This is a genomic window from Actinacidiphila yeochonensis CN732 (assembly GCF_000745345.1).
Taxonomy (GTDB): domain Bacteria; phylum Actinomycetota; class Actinomycetes; order Streptomycetales; family Streptomycetaceae; genus Actinacidiphila; species Actinacidiphila yeochonensis.
The window spans coordinates 360,795-378,017 of the sequence record NZ_JQNR01000004.1 but is presented as its reverse complement, the minus strand read 5'-3'; the positions used below and the strand labels follow the sequence as shown (position 1 = coordinate 378,017).

Here is a 17,223-nt window from a genome sequence, read left to right as displayed (position 1 = left end):
GTCCGCGGCCCGGTCTTGTACATTCCTCCGAAAGGGAGCGGGGGCGAAACGCCGACGCATCGCACGGGTAACACCGGTACCGCACACTCCCGGAGGAACCCGCCGGGGACCTCCGGGCGGACGCCTCGCCCGGCCCCGGGCAGGCCCTCCACGGCCCCGCGACCGGCGGCCGGAACGGGTGGGAGCCGGGCGGAGCCGGGCGGCAGGGCAGAAGAAGGACGAGGACGGGCGCCGCCGGGCGGCGCCGTCGGGTGAGGAGGGCCGGCGCATGCGGCTGCGCGCACTGCTGGAGGCCGAGGTCCTCGGCCTGCGACTGCTGGGTGGCGAGGCGGAGCTGGACCGCGCGGTGCGGGGTGTGATGACCACCGACCTGCACGGCCCCAGCCGCTACCTCTCCGGCGGCGAGCTGGTCCTCACCGGTATGGCCTGGCGGCACTCCCCTGCCGACTCCGAGCCGTTCGCGCGGGTGCTGGCGGCGGCCGGGGTGGCCGCGCTGGGCGCCGGGGAGGCCGGCGTGGGGGCGATCCCGCAGGACCTGGTGGACGCCTGCGCGCGGCACGGCCTGCCGCTGTTCGCCGTCGACGAGCGGGTGGCGTTCGCGACCGTCACCGAGTACGTCCTGCGGCGCGTGTCCGGCGAACGGGCCGGCGACCTGGCGGCGCTGGTGGACCGGCACCGGCGGCTGATGGCGCCCGGCCCGGGCGGCTCCGGCCCCGGCGCGGTCCTGGACCTGCTCAGCACGGACCTCGACCTGCGGGCGTGGGTGCTGTCGTCCACCGGGCGCGGGGTCGCCGGCGCCGAGCGGCAGCTCCCCGCGCCGGTGCGCGCCGAACTCGCCGGCGCCCAGCAGGCCGCGCGCCGCACCGGCCGCCCGGGCCCCTACCGGGTGGCGGTGCAGGGCCGCGTCTACTCCCTCTTCCCGGTCCGCGCGGGCGACCCGGACGCGGATGTGCGCGAGACGGTGCTGTCGGACTGGTTCCTGGCGGTGGAGGCGGACGCGGGCGAGTGGCCCGCCGAGCGCCTCGACCTGCTGGACGGGGTGTGCCGGCTGATCGCGGTGGAGCGGGAGCGCCGGGACGCCGCCCGCACGGTGCGGCGGCGGCTGGCCGCGGAGGTCTTCGACCTGGTCGCGAGCGGCGCCCCGGCCGCCGAGACCGGGGCTCGGCTGCGAGCCGCCCAGCCGATACTGGTGCCGGGCACGGACCGGGTGCCGTGCTGGCAGGTCGTGGTGGCCCGGGTGGACTGGGCCGACGGCGCGGTGCCGTCGGGGCCGTCCGCGCGGGCGCTGCTGGAGGAGTTGCTGGCCGAACCGTCCGACGCGGGACCGCAGCCGTCGGACCGGGTGGCGGTCACCACCGCGGAGGGTCGGGCGATGGCCCTGGTGCCCCTGCTTCCGCGTCCGGCGTCCGCCCCCGGAGACCCGCGCCCGGAAGAGCCGGAAGGGCCGGAAGGACCGGAAGCCGAGGCGGGGACGGGCACGGAGGCTGGTACGGAGGCCGGCGCGGGGGACGTCCCAGGAGATGTCCTGGGCGGCGCCGCGTCCGGCGGCACGGAAGCAGGACCGGCGGCGGGCACGGAAGGCGGGCCGGCGGCAGCGCCCGAGGCCGGGGCGGAGGCAGGGCCCGAACGGCTGCGTGCCGAGCGGCTGCTGGCGGCCGTTCGCGGGCCGCTGGCGCGCGGCCTGGGTGAGGACGGCCGGCTGACCATCGGCGTGAGCGCCCCGGTGCACTCCCCCGAGGGCCTGCGCGGCGCGCTGGAGGAGGCGCGGCACGCCCGGCGGGTGGCGGCGGCCCGGCCCGGCCCGGTCAGCGCGGCCGGGCACGACGAGCTGGCCTCGCACGTGCTGCTGCTGCCGTTCGTGCCCGACGACGTCCGACTGGCCTTCACCGCCCGCCTGCTGGACCCGCTGCGGGAGTACGACCGGCGGCACCGGGCGGAGCTGATCCCGACGCTGGAGGCGTTCCTCGACTGCGACGGCTCCTGGACCCGCTGCGCCACCCGGCTGCACCTGCACGTCAACACGCTGCGCTATCGCGTCGGCCGGATCGAGCAGCTCACCGGCCGCGACCTTTCCCGGCTGGAGGACAAGCTGGACTTCTTCCTCGCGCTGCGAATGAGCTGACCACACCCGGTCCCGGCCCGCGGCGGGGCGCCGGACGGGGCCCGTCGACCGACCTCGTGAAAGTGATCTCTTTCACAAGAACCCTCGCCTACCCCTTGGCGCGGACCCGGTGGGCGTGCTGGACTTTCCGCCAACCGCACGCGCACCCGACGTGGACACGGCGTGGACACAGCGCGAGGGAGCGCCGGCGGCCGTGCCCGCACGCGGCGGCACCCGCGCACGTGGCAGGCACTGCACTCGCACGCTCGCTTTGGCCCGACGACGCGCTTGGGGGAGATGCTGTGGCGGACACCGTCCTGTCGGATTCGGCGGCCGGGGCACCGGACGTACCGGATGTACCGGACGTATGGCGGCTGCGGGCACGCGGCTGCTGGACGGAGGCGGCGGCGCTGCTGGCCCCCCGCAGCACGGAGGACGCCGGGGCGGCGCTGACCCGGGCGTCACTGCTGGTGGAGGCGTGCCTGTACCTGGTCGAGGGCTGGGCGGAGGCCGAGGACGCGCTGCGGACGGCGGAGGCCATGGCCCACACCGACCAGCAGCGCGGCGCGGCGGCCTCCGAACGCGGCTACCTGGCCTACGCGGCGACGCTCTTCTCGGTGCGGGACCGCTCCGACGAGGCCCGTTCGGCGTTCGGACGGGGCGCCGCGCTGCTGGGTCCCGGGGCCGCCGGACGCCCGCTGCTGGACTTCCGGCGGGGGCTGGTCGCCGAGAACCTGGCGGCCAACCCGGCCGCCGCCCGGGCCGCCTACCGCAAGGCGCACGCGGGCGCGGTCGCCCACGGCGACGTCCTCCTGACCTCCTCCACCTGGCGGCACCTGGCCGGGCTGGCCGCCGCCGAGGGCGACCTCGCCGAGGCCCGCCACGGCTTCGCGGAGTCCCTGCGCATCCGCGTCTCGCTCGGCCACGTCGTCGGTACGGCCCCGGCCCTGCTCGCCCTGGCCGAGGTCACCGCCGACGCGGCCGAGAGCGAACGGCTGCGGTCCGAGGCAGCCCGCCTCCACGAGCTCCTGGGCGGCGTCCCGACCTGGCTGGCGTCGGCACTGTCGGCGTAGCCGTGTCCCGTGTCCCGTGTCCCGTGTCCCGTGTCCCGTGTCCCGTGTCCCGTGTCCCGTGTCCCGTGTCCCGTGTCCCGTGTCCCGTGTCCCGTGTCCCGTGTCCCGTGTCCCGTGTCCCGTGTCCCGTGTCCCGTGTCCCGTGTCCCGTGTCCCGTGTCCCGTGTCCCGTGTCCTGTGGAACTTGGGCCGGCGGGTCCGGGCGGCGCCGGTTTCCACGGGGGGTGGCGCGGGTCGGCTCCCCCGTGGAACCGGGGGGCAGGCGCGGGTCGGCTCCCCGCATGGCCCGCGGCTGACGGCCCGTCGATGACGTGGCCGCGGCCGGAACCAGCGGCCCCGTCCCATGGCCCGAACCCCGCCCACCGGCCGTGTGCGCCACGGCGCCCCGGTCCGGACACCGCTACCGGCCGGGCGCCCTCGGCCGGGTCAGCAGCCGAGGTGGGCTCGGGCCAGGCGTTCCACCCGCTCCAGGTCGCCGCAGGACAGCGCTCCCAGCAGGGCGAAGTGCTCGGCCGCCGCCGCGGCGAGGCCGCCGGCCCGGGGCGGCGCGGCGGCGAGCAGCGCCGGCCACTGCGCCCTGCGGTGCATCTCGTCCGCCACGGCCAGCAGCCGCTGGTTGCCGCAGCCGCCGAGCAGGGCCTGGTGGAAGGCCCGGTCGGCCTCGCCGTACACGCCCCGGTCGCCGCGGGCGGCGGCGTCGGCCGCGGCGGCGGCCAGCGGACCCAGCGGCGCCCAGTGGTCGAACGGCCGGCTGCCGGCCAGCCGCACCAGTACCGGCACCTCCAGCAGTGCCCGCACCTCGGCCAGCTCGGCGACGTCGCGAGCGGTGTACTCGGCGACGCGGAAGCCGCGGTTGGGCAGCACCTCCACCGCGCCCTCGCGGGCCAGCAGCTGCATCGCCTCGCGCACCGGCGTCGCCGACACCCCGTAGCGTCCGGCCAGCTCCGGCGCGGAGTAGACGTTGCCGGGTGCCAGTTCACCGCGCACCAGCGCGGACCGCAGCGCGTCCACCACCTGGTCGCGCACGGACAGCCGCTCGGGCAGCCGGGCCGGCGGACGCTCCGACGGGGCGCCCGGCCCGGCAGCTGCCTCCGGCCCCGGTCCGGCGTCCGGCGCGCGACGGTCAGCAGGACGGCCCGCCTGCTCCGGCAGCCGTCCGTACGCGGCGGCAGGCTCGGCTGACTCCACCGGTCGCGCCCCTCTCCTTGGGTTCCATCGGGTCCATCGGGCTCTGACGTGTTCCGTCACGTTCCGCTTCGGGCCGGTCGAAGGCCGTCCAGGTCCGTCCAGGTCCATCCAGGTCCATCAGGGCCCGCCACCGCCGACCGTCGGCGGCCGCCGGCCGGCTGCGCCGGCTTCGGCGCCGTGCGCGCCCTCGGCGCCGTGCGCCCCGCCCTCTCCGGCGGACGCGCCCGTGCGACGGCCGCACCCGAACGGAGTACTGCGGTTAGCGTAAACCCCGATTTTGATGGCTAAGGTAAGCCTTACCATGCCAGTGATCAGCGCATCGTACGACCGCCTGGCCGCGGTGCTGCCCGCCCTGCGGGTCGCCGCGGCGCCACCGCGTTCGGGAGCCGGCTGGACGCGCGCCGCCGAGATCGCGGCCGGCGGGCGGGCGCTGGCCGCGTTCGTGGCGCGCGACACCGAGCGGCTCGCCCTGGAGCACGGCCGCGCGCCCCGCCCGGACGTCGCGGCGACGCTGGCGCTGCACCGGTACCTGTGGCCGGTGTGCCTGCTCTTCACGGTTCCCTGGTTCCTCCAGCGGCGGGTGCCGCGGCTGCCGGTGGAGGACGTGTCGTTCCACCCCGACAGCGGGCGGGTCACCGCGCTCCCCCGCGCCTTCGGCTGCCTGCCCGACGATCCGGCGGCCGCGCTGCCCGACGCCCGCCCGGTCGCCTCCGCCGCCGCGCTGCGCGCGGAGTTGCGCTCGGCGGTCGCCGAGCACGCGGGTCCGGTGCTGGCCGCGTTCCGCCCGCTGGTGCGGCGCGGCCCGCGGGCCCTGTGGGGGCTGGTGGCCGACGAGGTCGCCGAGGGGCTGTGGTTCGCCGCCCGGCTGCTGGGCGAGGAGGAGCGGGCGGTGGCCGAACTCCAGGCGCTGCTACCGGGCGACACGCCGCCGCTGTCCGGTGCCGCCGGATTCCACCAGAGGGGTGACGGACCGTCCTGCGGCAGCACCACCGGCGGAACCGCGCGGACCCGGCTCGCCTGCTGCCTCTACTACACTCTCAGCCCTGCCGGCGCCTGCGCGGGCTGCCCGCGGGCGGGCGGTGCGGGCCGTATCGGACACCGGGCCGACGCCGCCTGAGCGACCGCGCTACGATCTCGCTCAACTCGACAGTTCTGGGACGAGAGTTCGAACCCGCGCGCACCGCCGGCGGACTTTCGGGCCATAACGTCCACACTTACCCGCGCTCTTCGCAATGATGTCGCTCGTAGGCCGTCCCTCGGCCCGAGCGCGACGGAAGCGACACGAGGAATCGCACATATGAGACTTGACGGAATATCGCTGAACTGGATGATCTCGGGCGCCATCGGCCTGATCGTCCTGGTGGCTTGCGTCGTCGTGTTCCGCAACCGCCGCCCCGACACGGACAACGCGACCACCGACTCGTGGGAGCGCAGCGAGGAGCGGCGCCGGCGCAAGGAGGCGCTCTACGGCAGCGCCTCGTACGTCCTGCTCTTCTGCTGTGCCGCGGTCGCCGCGGCCCTGTCCTTCCACGGGCTGGTGGGCTTCGGGCAGCAGAACCTCGGCCTGTCCAACGGCTGGGAGTACCTGGTGCCGTTCGGGCTCGACGGCGCCGCGATGTTCTGCTCGGTGCTGGCGGTCCGCGAGGCCAGCCACGGCGACGCGGCGCTCGGCTCGCGCATGCTGGTGTGGCTCTTCGCCGGTGCGGCGGCCTGGTTCAACTGGGTGCACGCGCCGCGCGGTGTGGACCACGCGGGCGCTCCCCAGTTCTTCGCCGGCATGTCGCTGTCCGCCGCGGTGCTCTTCGACCGCGCGCTGAAGCAGACCCGCCGGGCGGCGCTGCGCGAGCAGGGCCTGGTGCCGCGCCCGCTGCCGCAGATCCGCATGGTCCGCTGGCTCCGGGCGCCCCGGGAGACGTTCGCGGCCTGGTCGCTGATGCTCCTTGAGGGCGTGCGCTCGCTGGACGAGGCGGTGGAGGAGGTCCGCGAGGACAAGCGCCAGCGCACGGAGAACTCGCAGGCGCGGCGCGACCACGACCGGTTGGAGCGGGCGAAGATCAAGGCGCTCAGCCGGCAGGGCCGTTCCTGGCCGCGCGGCGGCGGAGGCGGACGCCAGGTGGAGCTGCCCTCGACGGGTGGCGCCGGCGGCGGCCAGCCCGCGTCGGAGCCTGTCATAGCGGCGGAACTGCCCGTCGGTGAGCTGCCGGTGAGGTCGCGTCCGGCGCTGCAGCCGGTCCGCGAGGAGGCCGTTCCGGCGTCCTCCACCGCGTCCTCGACGATCGACCTCACCGCGGAGGACGACACCCTCACGCTGCCTCGCCTGGACTCCCTGGAGCGCAAGCTCCAGGATCTGGAGCGGCAGTTCGGCTGACACGCCGGCAGGCGGGCAGCGGTCGGGCGAACGACCGCCGTCCGCGACACGGGAGCACGGAGCGCGGGAGTACGGGCGGCGCGGTCCCTTCGGGGGCCGCGCCGTCGGTCGTGCGGCCGTCGGCCGACTCCGGTACTCAGCCGAGGTTCCGAGCCGGGGCGGTCCCTGCTCCCGACCGGCCGGCGGAACCTCCGCTCCGGCCGGCGCCGACGGCACGTCGCCGTCACACCGTCCGTGCCCTCGCACCGCGCGCACGACCCCGGTACGCGCGCTCACGCCCTCCGCCCCGTCACGCCGTCAGCTCACCCGCCGTCCGGCCGTCCGCTCACCCGCCGTCCGGCCGCCCTCGCGCGCGACCGCCTACGCCGCCGAGGGACCCTCGTCGGCAAGGGACCTCACGCGGCCCGCGCCTCGGGCCCGTCCGCGCCGCCGTCGAGCTCGAACCAGACCGCCTTCCCGGCCGCGTCCTGCCGTACGCCCCACTCGTCGGCCAACGCCTCCACCAGCATCAGCCCGCGGCCGGAGGTGGCCTCGTCCGGGCGCGGGTCGCGCGGGCGGGGCCGGCGCGAGGTGGAGTCGTGCACCTCGACCCGCAGCCGCTGCTGCGGGCCCGTGGAGAGGGTGGCGGTGACCACGGCACCGCCGTGGGTGTGCCGCAGCGCGTTGGTGAGCAGTTCGGTGGCGAGCAGTTCGGTCGTGTCCACCAGCGCCGGCACGCCCCACTGCCGCAGGCGGTCGCGCAGCAGCCTGCGGGTCTCGGCGACGGCCGGCAGGTCCGCCCGCCCGACCGTGTGCCGCATCCGGTGCCCCGTGGTGTCCGTCGGTCTCCCCCGTCATCCGTCCCACGGCCCGTCCCGGGTGGCCCCGGGCCCCCGGGCCCCCTGCCGATAGGCATGCCCAGCCGAGGTGTTTCCACGCGTACCACTCCAGGACGGTTGCGCAACTCCCGGGTGAATCCTCCCCTTCCGTGGCCGTGCGGCCGAAAGCTCCTTCAGCGGTGGGAGCGTGCCGGGCACCTGCGCGCGGAGACGGTCAGGGACGGGGGACGTTGCGCAGGTTGGAGCGGGCCAGCTGCACCATCTTGCCGACGCCGCCGTCGAGCACCGTGCGGCCCATCGACAGGGCGAAGCCGCTGATCTGCTCCCCGGTGATCCTCGGCGGGATGGACAGCGCGTGCGGGTCGGTGACCACGTCCACCAGCGCGGGGCCCTTGTGCCGGAACGCGTCCTTGAGCGCGGCCCGCAGGTGCTTGGGCTTCTCCACCCGTACCGCGTAGGCGCCGGCGGCCTGGGCCAGCGCGGCGAAGTCCGGGTTGCGGTTGGTGGTGCCGTAGGCGGGCAGCCCCTCGACCATCATCTCCAACTCGACCATGCCGAGCGAGGAGTTGTTGAACAGCACCACCTTCACCGGCAGGTCGTACTGGACCAGGGTGAGGAAGTCCCCCATCAGCATGGTGAACCCGCCGTCGCCCGACATCGACACCACCTGGCGGCGCCGGTCCAGGAACTGCGCGCCGATCGCCTGCGGCAGCGCGTTGGCCATCGAGCCGTGGGAGAACGAACCGATCACCCTGCGGCGCCCGTTGGGCGTCAGGTAGCGGGCCGCCCACACGTTGCACATCCCGGTGTCGACGGTGAACACGGCGTCGTCGTCGGCCATGTCGTCCAGCACGGAGGCCACGTACTCGGGATGGATCGGCACGTGCTTCTCGACCTTGCGGGTGTAGGCCCGCACGACCCCTTCGAGCGCCGCGGTGTGCTTGCGCAGCATCCGGTCCAGGAACGCGCGGTCGTTCTTCTCCCGCACCCTCGGGGTCAGCGCCCGCAGCGTCTCCCCCACGTCGCCCCACACCGCCAGGTCCAGCCGGGAGCGCCGCCCCAGGTGCTCGGGCCGGACGTCGACCTGGACGATCGCCACGTCGTCGGGGAGGAACGCGTTGTACGGGAAGTCGGTGCCCAGCAGCACCAGCAGGTCGCACTCGTGCATCGCCTCGTAGGCGGCGCCGTAGCCGAGCAGGCCGCTCATGCCGACGTCATAGGGATTGTCGTACTGAATGTGCTCCTTGCCGCGCAGGGCGTGCCCGACCGGGGCCTTGATCCTCTCGGCGAACGCCATCACCTCGTCGTGCGCGCCCGCGGTGCCGCTGCCGCAGAAGAGGGTGACCCGGCGGGCCGCGTCGACCATCCGGGCCAGCTCGTCGATCTCCGCGTCGCCCGGCCGCACGGAGGGCCGGCTGCTGACCAGTGCGTGCTCGGTGCTGCCCGGGGAGGGGGCGGGCTGTCCGGCGACGTCGCCCGGCAGGGTCACCACCGACACGCCGCCCCGGCCCACGGCGTGCTGGATCGCGGTGTGCAGCACCCGCGGCATCTGCGCCGGGTTCGCGACCAGCTCGCTGTAGTGGCTGCACTCCTGGAAGAGGCGGTCCGGGTGGGTCTCCTGGAAGTACGTGGTGCCGATCTCGGCACTGGGGATGTGCGAGGCGAGGGCCAGCACCGGCGCCATCGAGCGGTGTGCGTCGAACAGGCCGTTGATCAGGTGGAGGTTGCCGGGGCCGCAGGAGCCGGCGCAGGCCGCGAGCCGCCCGGTGAGCTGCGCCTCCGCGCCCGCGGCGAACGCGGCGGTCTCCTCGTGCCGGACGTGCACCCAGTCGAGGGCCCGGTTGCGGCGCACGGCGTCCACCACCGGGTTCAGGCTGTCGCCCACCACGCCGTAGAGCCGCCGCACCCCGGCGCGCACCAGAATGTCCACGAACTGCTCGGCAACGGTCTGTTTCGCCATGGAGCCCATCTCCCCACGGATGGGCGGCACCCGCATCCCCGGGCGGGCGTTCAGGCGTCCCCGGTACGGGAGGCCGGGCCGTCCGCCCCCGCCCCCGTCCGCGGGGACGCCTCGCGGCCGGGCCCTCAGGCGTCCCAGACCGTGACCGCCGTCCGGTCGTCGGCGTAGCCCTTCACCCGGGTCTGCACGTCGGCCAGGTACGCGGCCAGGCCCGGCACCTGCCCAGTGCCCCACCGCCCGGCCAGCAGCTCCGGCAGCTCCGGCTCGCCCCGCAGCGGCTCCGCCATACCGGCGCCGCACATCAGCAGCACGTCACCCGGACGGGCCTCGGTGGCACGGAACCGGAACGACGCCCCCGGCCCTCCGTACTCCTCGGGCCCGCCCGGCCGCTCGCTCCACCCCTCCGGCTCGCCCCGCTCCGGTACGGCGCCCCGCGGCGGACCGGCGTGGGGTTCGCCGGACGCGCCGGGCGGCCGTACGAGGCGGCTGGGGCCGGGCTCCGGGGAGGCGGGTTCGCCGCCGAGCGGGTCGAGGTCCTGCCAGCCGCCGTCGCGGAGCCGGAAGAGCCCGCCGTCGCCGACGCCGAAGAAGAGCCGGATGCGGCAGTCCGGGTCGGCGGGCAGCAGCAGGCAGCGCACCGCGGCGGTGTACGCGCCGGCGGCCAGGCCGAGGTCCTCGCCGCGGGCGCGCAGCCGTCCGTAGCAGCGGTCGGTGAGCCGGTGCAGCCCGGACTTCAACGAGCCGCGGCGGGCCGCCCGCAGGTCGTCGCTGAGCCGCGCCCGGCTGCGGCCGACCGCCCCGGCGATCCACCGCACCGCGTCCTGCGCGGCCCGGTGCGCGTCGTCCGAGCCGCGCGCGCCACTGGCCATCGCCACCAGGAGCAGCGCCTCGTTCCCCGTCCCGAACCTGGCGGTCAGCAGCGCGTCCCGGCGCGGCTGCCCCCGGTACCGGGCGGAGTCGCCGCGCACCGCCGCGCTGCGCACGGTGAGCGGGCCGTACTGGGCGCCGTCCAGCACGGTGTCGGGCACCTGCGCGTCCAGCATGTCGGGGTCCGCCTCGGGCCACGCCGTCGGCTCGGCCGCGTACGTCGGCGGACCGTCCCCGACGACGCCGACCGCACCCGGCGGCTCCTCCCGTACCTCTGCGCCGCCGCCCGCGGCCACCCAGCCGGGGGGCAGCTCCGGTGCCCAGCGCACCTCCCCCTCGCCGAACGCGGTCTCGCCCCACGCCTGCCCCGGCTCGGGCCGTCCGGGGACGGCCTCTCCGGTGAACGGTACGGACTCGGGAGCCTCTTGGAAGGGTTCCGGTTCGGCGGCGGCCGCTTCCACCTCGAACACCGGCGGCCCGTAGCCGGATGGGGGCGCGGGCCCGTCACCGTCGCCCTCAGCCTTTCCCACCATGTCTGGCAGATACGGAAGTTGAGGACCACGCGCGGTCGGCTGCCCCTGCCGGGGGATGCCAGGCGGAGCCGCCACCGGCGCGGGAGGTTCGGCCGCCTCGACGGTCTCCACGGGTTCACCCGTCAGCGGCGCGGCGGGACCCGCCTCGAAGCCGGGCCTCGGAATGACCTCTTCCGCTGCCGTGAACGGGGCCCTCGGCGACTGCGGTTCGGCGTACGAGGTCGCGTCGCCGTCTTCGCCACCCGTCGGTTCGGGCAGCTCCGGGTCGAACGACGCCGTCTGGCGCGGCAGTCGGACTGCCGGGTCGATGCCGTACGACGGACCCGCCGCCGGGTCGGCCGGCTCGGGCCCGGCCTCCCGCACGCCAGGGACGCGGCCGTCCTCCGCGGCCTCCGCCACCTCGACCGGCACCGCACCGGGCACCGCACCGGCAGGGTGCCTCACCGCGCCGGGCTCCGGCGCGGACGCCGCGCCGTCCGGTTCCGGGGGCGCGACGGTTTCGCCCGGACCGGGGCGGTCCGGCTCGGCACGCCGGCTCCTCGGCCACGCGAGGTCGGTACGCTGCGGGGTTCTCGTGCCGGGGCGCCGCACGGGGAGCGGCGGCAGCGGCGGCGCGGGCGGCGGGGTGGCCTCCCGTACGGCGGTAGCGGTCGGGTCCGGGTCGGACGGAGCGTCCCGGCCGGGTGGTTCAGGGGCCGCGAGGTCCGCAGCGCGCGGAACGCCACCGGCGTCACCGGGGGTCGGCAGGGCGTCGGGCCGCTCGGCCGGCTCCGCACCGCCGAACCCGGCAGGCGCGTCCGGCCCGCGCTCGCCGTCCGGACGTTCCGGAGTAGGCGGGTATGCGGGCGGATCGACAGGCCGGGGCGGGGCGCTGGGCGAGGGCGGCGCGTCCTGCGGCGGGCTGCTCCAGCCCTCGGCGGACGGCGGGGCGGTCGGCGCGGACGAGCCGGACGGCAGCGGCGCGGTGGGGCGCGGTGTCACCCAGGCTTCCCAGGGCCGCGCCGGAGGCGGACCGGGGCGACGCGGGTCGGGTTCCGAGGCCGGCTCGGGACCGTTCGGGGCCGGAACGGCCGGGTCCGGGACGGCCGAGTCCGGAGCGATCGGGTCCGGAGCGATCGGGTCCGGGACGGCCGGGCCAGGTACGGCCGGGCCCGGGACGGCCGGGCCCGGAGCGACCGGGTCCGGGACGGCGTCGGCCCATTCGCCGCGCCCTCCGCCCCTTCCGCGCCCGGCCCACTCGACCGGACCTCCCGCACCCGGACCACCCGCACCCGGACCACCCGCACCCGGGCCGCCTGCCCAGGGCTCAGGCGCCGGACGCTCACGGTCCCCCGTCCCGAGCGGAGCGTCGTCGGTACCGGCCCCGCCCCGCGCGTCCGGACGGGCCTCCCGCGGCCCACCGTCCTCCGGGCGCGCGTCCAACGGGTCCTGGTCAGCGTCCGGGACGGCATCCCACGGGCCCTGGTCCGGCACGCGCGGCACGTCCGGCACGCGCGGCACGTCCCGCACGCGCGGCCCGTCCGGCGCGCCGCCCTCCGAACCCGGCCCCGCCGGGCGGTCGTTCCTCGGGGCCGACCCCCGCGGACGCGGCCACACCCCAGCGCGCGCCGGGCCGAACTCCCCGACCGGCGGCTCCGACCCGTCCCTCACCTGCCCCGCCGGGTCGGACCCGGCCGTGCCACCAGCTGCGTCCTGGACCGACGCGCCCTCCTCGGCGGGAGGTTCAGGAGTCCGTGTCGGGCCGGGGAAGGTCGGCGCACTGTCCCAGACCTCCCACGGGTGGGGCGGCGGCGGTCCGACCGGGGCTTCCGGCACGGGCGGGGGTGTGTCAGGGGCGTCCCGCGTGGAGGGGGGCACGTCGCGGACGTCCTCTTCCGTGCCGGTCGCAGCCGCGCCCGGCACCCCCGACGCCCCCGGCCCGCCGGACACGCCTGGCACCCCCGACGCCCCGGCCCGCCCCCCGGCGCACCGAATGCGCCCGGCACACCGGGCTCCTGCCCCTCCGAGGGTTCCTCGACCGGAACGCCGAACGTGGGCGCGGCCGCCCACGGGTCCCATGCCGCGGCCGGCCCGCGGCCGCGCGCCCGGTCGGCGTCGGGCGGGGCGCGGCCTGTTCACCCGGTTCACCCCGTCCGGGCGCGGCGGCCGGCGGCCGGGTGGGGCGCGGCCAGGAGGGCGGGGGCGGCGGAGGCGTGGGCCGGCGCAGCCGCATCGTCTCCGCGCGCGGCGCCGGCGGCGGGGTCATCGCGTCGACCGCCGTGTCGAAGTGCGCGTCGATCGAGTCGGACGCGGCGGCCGGCGGCGCCGGCCGCTTGGCGTCATCGTCGTACAACTGCCGCCACCAGTCGTCCTCTTGGCCGCGCCGCTCGTCACCCACCTGGCTCATGCCGTTATTGTCCACCGCCGGGGTGACAGGGAAACGCGAAACGCCACGCGCGCCCCCTCCCACCCCGTCCCGCGGCGGACGCCCCGACTCCGCGTCCCCCGGGCCGAACCCCGCGGGGAGAAGGGCCGGGTACCCGTCTCCGTTCACGCCGGGGGGATATGCTCCGCTGTGCGACGCAGATCACTCCGGAGCCGGACAGCCGTCTGGTGGCCGAGACCCGGCCAGGACGGCAGGATGGCGCGTGAAGCGCGGCCGCGGCGGCTCGTTCCGCCGCCCGGGAGGGAACGCACTTGCTCAGCGCGATAGGTCTCGACGACGCACAGGAAGCGGCGTACCGCGCGCTTGTCGCGCTCGGCGCCGCGGATCTCGGCGAACTCGCCCACCGGCTGGGGCAGTCCGAGGAGGAGGCCGGCCGGGTGCTGCGCCGGCTCGCGGACCACGGCCTGGTGGCCCGCTCCTCGGCGCGCCCGGGCCGCTGGGTCGTCGCACCGCCGAAGGCCGCGTTGACCGCGCTGTTGGCCAGCCGCCGCCACGAGTTGGAGCGCGCCGAGCACGCGGCGGCCGTACTGGCGGCGGAGTTCCGCGCCGAGGCGGCCGAACCCCCCGTGCACGACCTGGTGGAGGTCCTCACCGGCGCTAAGGCGGTCGCCCGGCGCTTCCTGCAACTCCAGTTCGGCGCCGAGCGTGAGGTCTGCGTGCTGGTCACCGACCAGCCGATGGCCATATCCGGTCTGGAGAACGACGCGGAGGAGGAGGCGGCGGGCCGCGGCGTCGCGTACCGCGCCGTCGTGGAACGGGCCGCTCTGGCCCGTCCCAGCGGGCTCACGGAGCTGGCGGCGGCGCTCAGCCGCGACGAGCAGGTGCGGATGGCGGAGCGGGTGCCGACGAAGCTGATCGTCGTCGACGGGGCCCTGGCGATGCTGCCGCTGGCCGGCCGCACCGAGCCGGCCGCGCTCGTGGTCCACGCCAGCGGGCTGCTGGAGGCGCTGACGGGCCTCTTCGAGGCGGTGTGGGCCGCCGCCATGCCGCTGCGGATCGACGAGCGCGGCGCCGTCGCCGAGCTCCCCCGGGAAGGCCCGGACGCGATCGACCTGCGCATCCTGTCACTGCTGCTCGCCGGGCTCACCGACACCTCCACGGCCCGGCAGCTCGACCTCGGGTTGCGCACGGTGCAGCGCCGGATCAAACGGCTCATGGAGATCGCCGACGTCAGCACCCGGCTCCAGCTGGGCTGGCACGCCTACGAGCGCGGCTGGATAGCCCGCGACCGCTTCTGAACTCCGATCCCCATCCCGGTCCGGGTCCCTGTCCCGGCCCGGGTCCCGCGCGCGTCGCCCGCCTCTCCTGTCTCCCCCCGCCGCCTCCGCCGCCTCCGCCTCTGACCGGTCCGTCCCGGTCCGTCCCGGTCCGAGAGGGCCGCGCCTCACCCGTCCGGCCGACCGCCGCGCCCGCCCGAAGCGGAATCCGCGCCACCGCCTGTGGACGCACCGCGTCCGCCGGGGCCTCCTCAGCGGCGATCAGGTAACGGCGGGGGGCGAAGCGCGCCGTCGGACAGCGAACCGGCCCGGCTTCGGGCAGGGTGGCTTCCATGGGGACCGCACAGTTGTGCCTGATCGGCGCGGTGATGCTGCTCGGGCTCGCGGGCGTGCTCGTACCCGGTGTCCCGGGGACGCTGCTGTGCTGGGCCGCCGTGCTGTGGTGGGCCACCCAGGAGCACACCGCGCTCACCTGGGGCGTCCTCGCGGGCGCGACCGGGCTGCTGGCGGTGGCGCAGGTGGTGGTCTGGCTGATGCCGAACCGGCGCATCCGCGACTCCGGCGTCACCTGGCGCACCGTGCTGACGGCGGGCGGGGTGGCGTCGGCCGGCTTCTTCCTCCTGCCCGTGGTCGGCGCGCCGCTGGGCTTCGCCGGCACGATCTACGTCCAGGAGCGCATCCGGCTCGGCGGCCACCGCGCCGCGTGGGGGGCGACCCGTCGGGCCATGCGGGCGGTGGGCACGTCGGTGCTGGTGGAGCTGATGGCGTGCCTCGTGGTGGTGGCGACCTGGATCTGGGCCGTCCTCGCCGGCTGACCGGCGGGGCGCGTCACCTCGTACGCCCGCGCGGGTGGCCGTGGCTCCGTGCCTCGTCCACCCGTGTCGCTCGTGCCCGGGCTCACTCCTCTCCGGGCTGCTCCAGGTTCCAGCTGACGTTCCGGTAGGGGTGGATGCGGATCAGCTCCTCGCTCAGCCGCGCTCGGCGGTCGTGCGGTCCGACGACCTGCTCGGCCGCCCCCGGATCTCCACTCCGCGCGCGGTGGAGGGGTCGCCGAGGCGGGCCATGTCGTCGACCACGAGGGAGACGCTGGGGTTCGCGGCCACGTTCCGCCGCTTGCCGGCGGTGCCCGTCGCGAAGCCGCCGACGTCCACCGTGCCGTCCTCGCGCAGGAAGCAGCCGACGGGTTGGTCGGGGGGCGCCCTTCGGCGTCCGCCGTGGCCGGCCGGCCTGGGCGGGGCCGGCCGGGACAGGCGGGGCCGGCCGGGACAGGCGGTCTCGTCCGGGTTCAGCACAGTGCGTGAGCTGCCGGTCGTCGTGCCGCCCAGCGTCGCAGTGTCCCGCCGCGACCGCGTCGGAGGCGAGTCCTGCCGACGGGGCCCGCCGACGGAGCCCGCCGTCGGGGTTCCGGCGTCCTCGGCCCGGCCGGACCGCTCGTGAGGCGGCCGGACGGACGCTGGCGGCAAACTCGGAGAGCGCTCTCACGGAGCCTGCCCGACCGATACGCTGACTTCGAAGATCTGTAGGGAATTTGTGTTATCCGCTCGCTAAGGAGCCCTCCCGTGTCCGACTCCAGCTACGCGCCCCGTCCCACGCTGGAGGACATCGCGGCACGGGCGGGGGTGTCGCGCGCCACCGCGTCGCGCGTGGTCAACGGCAGTGAGGGCGTCCGCGCCCCGCTGGCCGAGCGGGTCCGGCAGGCCGTGGACGAGCTGGGCTACGTCCCCAACCAGGCGGCCCGCGCCCTGGTGACCCGGCGCAAGGACGCCGTGGCCGTGGTCGTCGCCGAGCCGGAGACCCGGTTCTTCTCCGACCCGTTCTTCGCCCAGCAGGTCCGCGGTATCAGCCGCGAACTGACGGCTCGCGACAACCAGTTGGTGCTGCTGCTCACGGAGGGCGCGGACGACTACGAGCGGGTGGGCCGCTACCTCGCGGGCGGCCACGTGGACGGTGCGCTGATCTTCTCGCTGCACGCCGACGACACGCTGCCTGCGCTGGCCGAACGCGCCGGGGTACCCACGGTGATAGGGGGCCGCCCCGACTGGTCGGACGGCGACACGCTCTACGTCGACTGCGACAACCGCGGCGGCGCGCGCGACGCCGTCCACCACCTGCTCGGGCTGGGGCGGCGCCGGATCGGCCACATCGCCGGCCGCCAGGACCAGACAGCCTCCGTGGACCGGCTCGACGGCTTCCGCGACGTGGCCCCCGACGCCGACCCCGGCCTCATCGTCGAGGGCGACTTCACGCCCGACGGCGGCGCCCGCGCCATGGCCGAACTACTGGACCGCTACCCGGACCTGGACGGCGTCTTCGCCGCCTCCGACGTGATGGCCTCGGGCGCGCTGCGCACGCTGCGGCAGCGCGGCCGGCGGGTGCCGGAGGACGTGGCGGTGGTCGGGTTCGACGACATCGTGTCGGTGGCCGAGTGGACCGACCCGCCGCTCACCACGATCCGCCAGGACATCGAGGAGATGGGCCAGATGATGGCCCGGCTGCTGCTGCGGCGGCTCGACGCGGCGGCCGGCGGCGGCCCGGCGGACGACGCGCCCCTGAAGCCGATCGTCACGCCGACCCAGGTGGTCGTCCGGGCCTCCGCGTAAGGCGTTTCGGGCCGGCCGTGCGCGGCGGGCACCCGGCTGGACGGGGTCCCTCGGCGCGAACGGGCGCACGCAG

General features: G+C 76.5%; 12 protein-coding genes. 7 read left to right on the top strand and 5 right to left on the bottom strand.

Annotated elements, in window-relative coordinates:
- The first annotated feature begins 268 nt into the window (after positions 1 to 268).
- On the top strand, positions 269 to 2,122 hold the full coding sequence (locus BS72_RS08415; protein ID WP_037908391.1) for a PucR family transcriptional regulator: 1,854 nt from the start codon (positions 269 to 271) through the stop codon (positions 2,120 to 2,122).
- 281 nt (positions 2,123 to 2,403) lie between these two features.
- The gene (locus BS72_RS08410) at positions 2,404 to 3,174 is read left to right on the top strand and encodes a hypothetical protein (protein WP_037908389.1); all 771 of its coding nucleotides are present in this window, start codon (positions 2,404 to 2,406) and stop codon (positions 3,172 to 3,174) included.
- 426 nt (positions 3,175 to 3,600) lie between these two features.
- Here the strand turns inward: BS72_RS08410 and BS72_RS08405 are convergent, their stop codons facing one another.
- The gene (locus BS72_RS08405; protein WP_051950819.1) at positions 3,601 to 4,362 is read right to left on the bottom strand and encodes a GntR family transcriptional regulator; all 762 of its coding nucleotides are present in this window, start codon (positions 4,360 to 4,362) and stop codon (positions 3,601 to 3,603) included.
- A gap of 301 nt (positions 4,363 to 4,663) precedes the next feature.
- Here BS72_RS08405 and BS72_RS08400 point away from each other — a divergent pair, with 301 nt between their 5' ends.
- Both BS72_RS08400 and BS72_RS08395 read left to right on the top strand, forming a co-directional pair.
- On the top strand, positions 4,664 to 5,479 hold the full coding sequence (locus BS72_RS08400; protein WP_407638947.1) for a (2Fe-2S)-binding protein: 816 nt from the start codon (positions 4,664 to 4,666) through the stop codon (positions 5,477 to 5,479).
- Between the two features lie 180 nt (positions 5,480 to 5,659).
- Positions 5,660 to 6,730 (top strand): DUF2637 domain-containing protein, encoded by a 1,071-nt coding sequence (locus tag BS72_RS08395; RefSeq protein ID WP_037908383.1) that lies wholly within the window; start codon positions 5,660 to 5,662, stop codon positions 6,728 to 6,730.
- Between the two features lie 395 nt (positions 6,731 to 7,125).
- On the opposite strand, the gene BS72_RS08390 is transcribed toward BS72_RS08395, so the two are convergent.
- From BS72_RS08390 to BS72_RS33755, 3 genes are all read right to left on the bottom strand, one after another.
- Positions 7,126 to 7,530, bottom strand: a complete 405-nt coding sequence (locus BS72_RS08390) for an ATP-binding protein (RefSeq protein ID WP_051950818.1) — start codon at positions 7,528 to 7,530, stop codon at positions 7,126 to 7,128.
- A 232-nt stretch (positions 7,531 to 7,762) separates the two neighbouring features.
- Entirely contained in the window at positions 7,763 to 9,508 is a 1,746-nt protein-coding gene (locus BS72_RS08385) for a pyruvate dehydrogenase (protein ID WP_037909556.1), read from the bottom strand.
- A gap of 125 nt (positions 9,509 to 9,633) precedes the next feature.
- The gene (locus BS72_RS33755) at positions 9,634 to 10,908 is read right to left on the bottom strand and encodes a protein phosphatase 2C domain-containing protein (RefSeq protein WP_078901270.1); all 1,275 of its coding nucleotides are present in this window, start codon (positions 10,906 to 10,908) and stop codon (positions 9,634 to 9,636) included.
- A 2,676-nt stretch (positions 10,909 to 13,584) separates the two neighbouring features.
- Between BS72_RS33755 and BS72_RS08375 the strand changes: the two genes are divergently transcribed.
- Positions 13,585 to 14,571 carry a helix-turn-helix domain-containing protein gene (locus tag BS72_RS08375; RefSeq protein ID WP_037908381.1) on the top strand — a complete coding sequence of 329 codons (987 nt, stop codon included), beginning with the start codon at positions 13,585 to 13,587 and terminating at the stop codon, positions 14,569 to 14,571.
- 311 nt (positions 14,572 to 14,882) lie between these two features.
- The gene (locus BS72_RS08370) at positions 14,883 to 15,365 is read left to right on the top strand and encodes a DUF456 domain-containing protein (protein ID WP_037908379.1); all 483 of its coding nucleotides are present in this window, start codon (positions 14,883 to 14,885) and stop codon (positions 15,363 to 15,365) included.
- Between the two features lie 153 nt (positions 15,366 to 15,518).
- Here the strand turns inward: BS72_RS08370 and BS72_RS37915 are convergent, their stop codons facing one another.
- Positions 15,519 to 15,701 carry a PNPOx family protein gene (locus BS72_RS37915; protein ID WP_232792280.1) on the bottom strand — a complete coding sequence of 61 codons (183 nt, stop codon included), beginning with the start codon at positions 15,699 to 15,701 and terminating at the stop codon, positions 15,519 to 15,521.
- Between the two features lie 408 nt (positions 15,702 to 16,109).
- Here BS72_RS37915 and BS72_RS08360 point away from each other — a divergent pair, with 408 nt between their 5' ends.
- Complete coding sequence (locus BS72_RS08360) at positions 16,110 to 17,150, top strand: LacI family DNA-binding transcriptional regulator (protein ID WP_037908377.1); 1,041 nt, start codon at positions 16,110 to 16,112, stop codon at positions 17,148 to 17,150.
- Positions 17,151 to 17,223 lie beyond the last annotated feature (73 nt).

Bases quoted from the DNA above. Each gene is read 5' to 3' on its own strand.
- BS72_RS08370 (WP_037908379.1), top strand. From the start codon at position 14,883: ATGGGGACCGCACAGTTGTGCCTGATCGGCGCGGTGATGCTGCTCGGG.
- BS72_RS08400 (WP_407638947.1), top strand. From the start codon at position 4,664: ATGCCAGTGATCAGCGCATCGTACGACCGCCTGGCCGCGGTGCTGCCC.
- BS72_RS08390 (WP_051950818.1), bottom strand. From the start codon at position 7,530: ATGCGGCACACGGTCGGGCGGGCGGACCTGCCGGCCGTCGCCGAGACC.
- BS72_RS08395 (WP_037908383.1), top strand. From the start codon at position 5,660: ATGAGACTTGACGGAATATCGCTGAACTGGATGATCTCGGGCGCCATC.
- BS72_RS08385 (WP_037909556.1), bottom strand. From the start codon at position 9,508: ATGGCGAAACAGACCGTTGCCGAGCAGTTCGTGGACATTCTGGTGCGC.
- BS72_RS33755 (WP_078901270.1), bottom strand. From the start codon at position 10,908: ATGGTGGGAAAGGCTGAGGGCGACGGTGACGGGCCCGCGCCCCCATCC.
- BS72_RS08415 (WP_037908391.1), top strand. From the start codon at position 269: ATGCGGCTGCGCGCACTGCTGGAGGCCGAGGTCCTCGGCCTGCGACTG.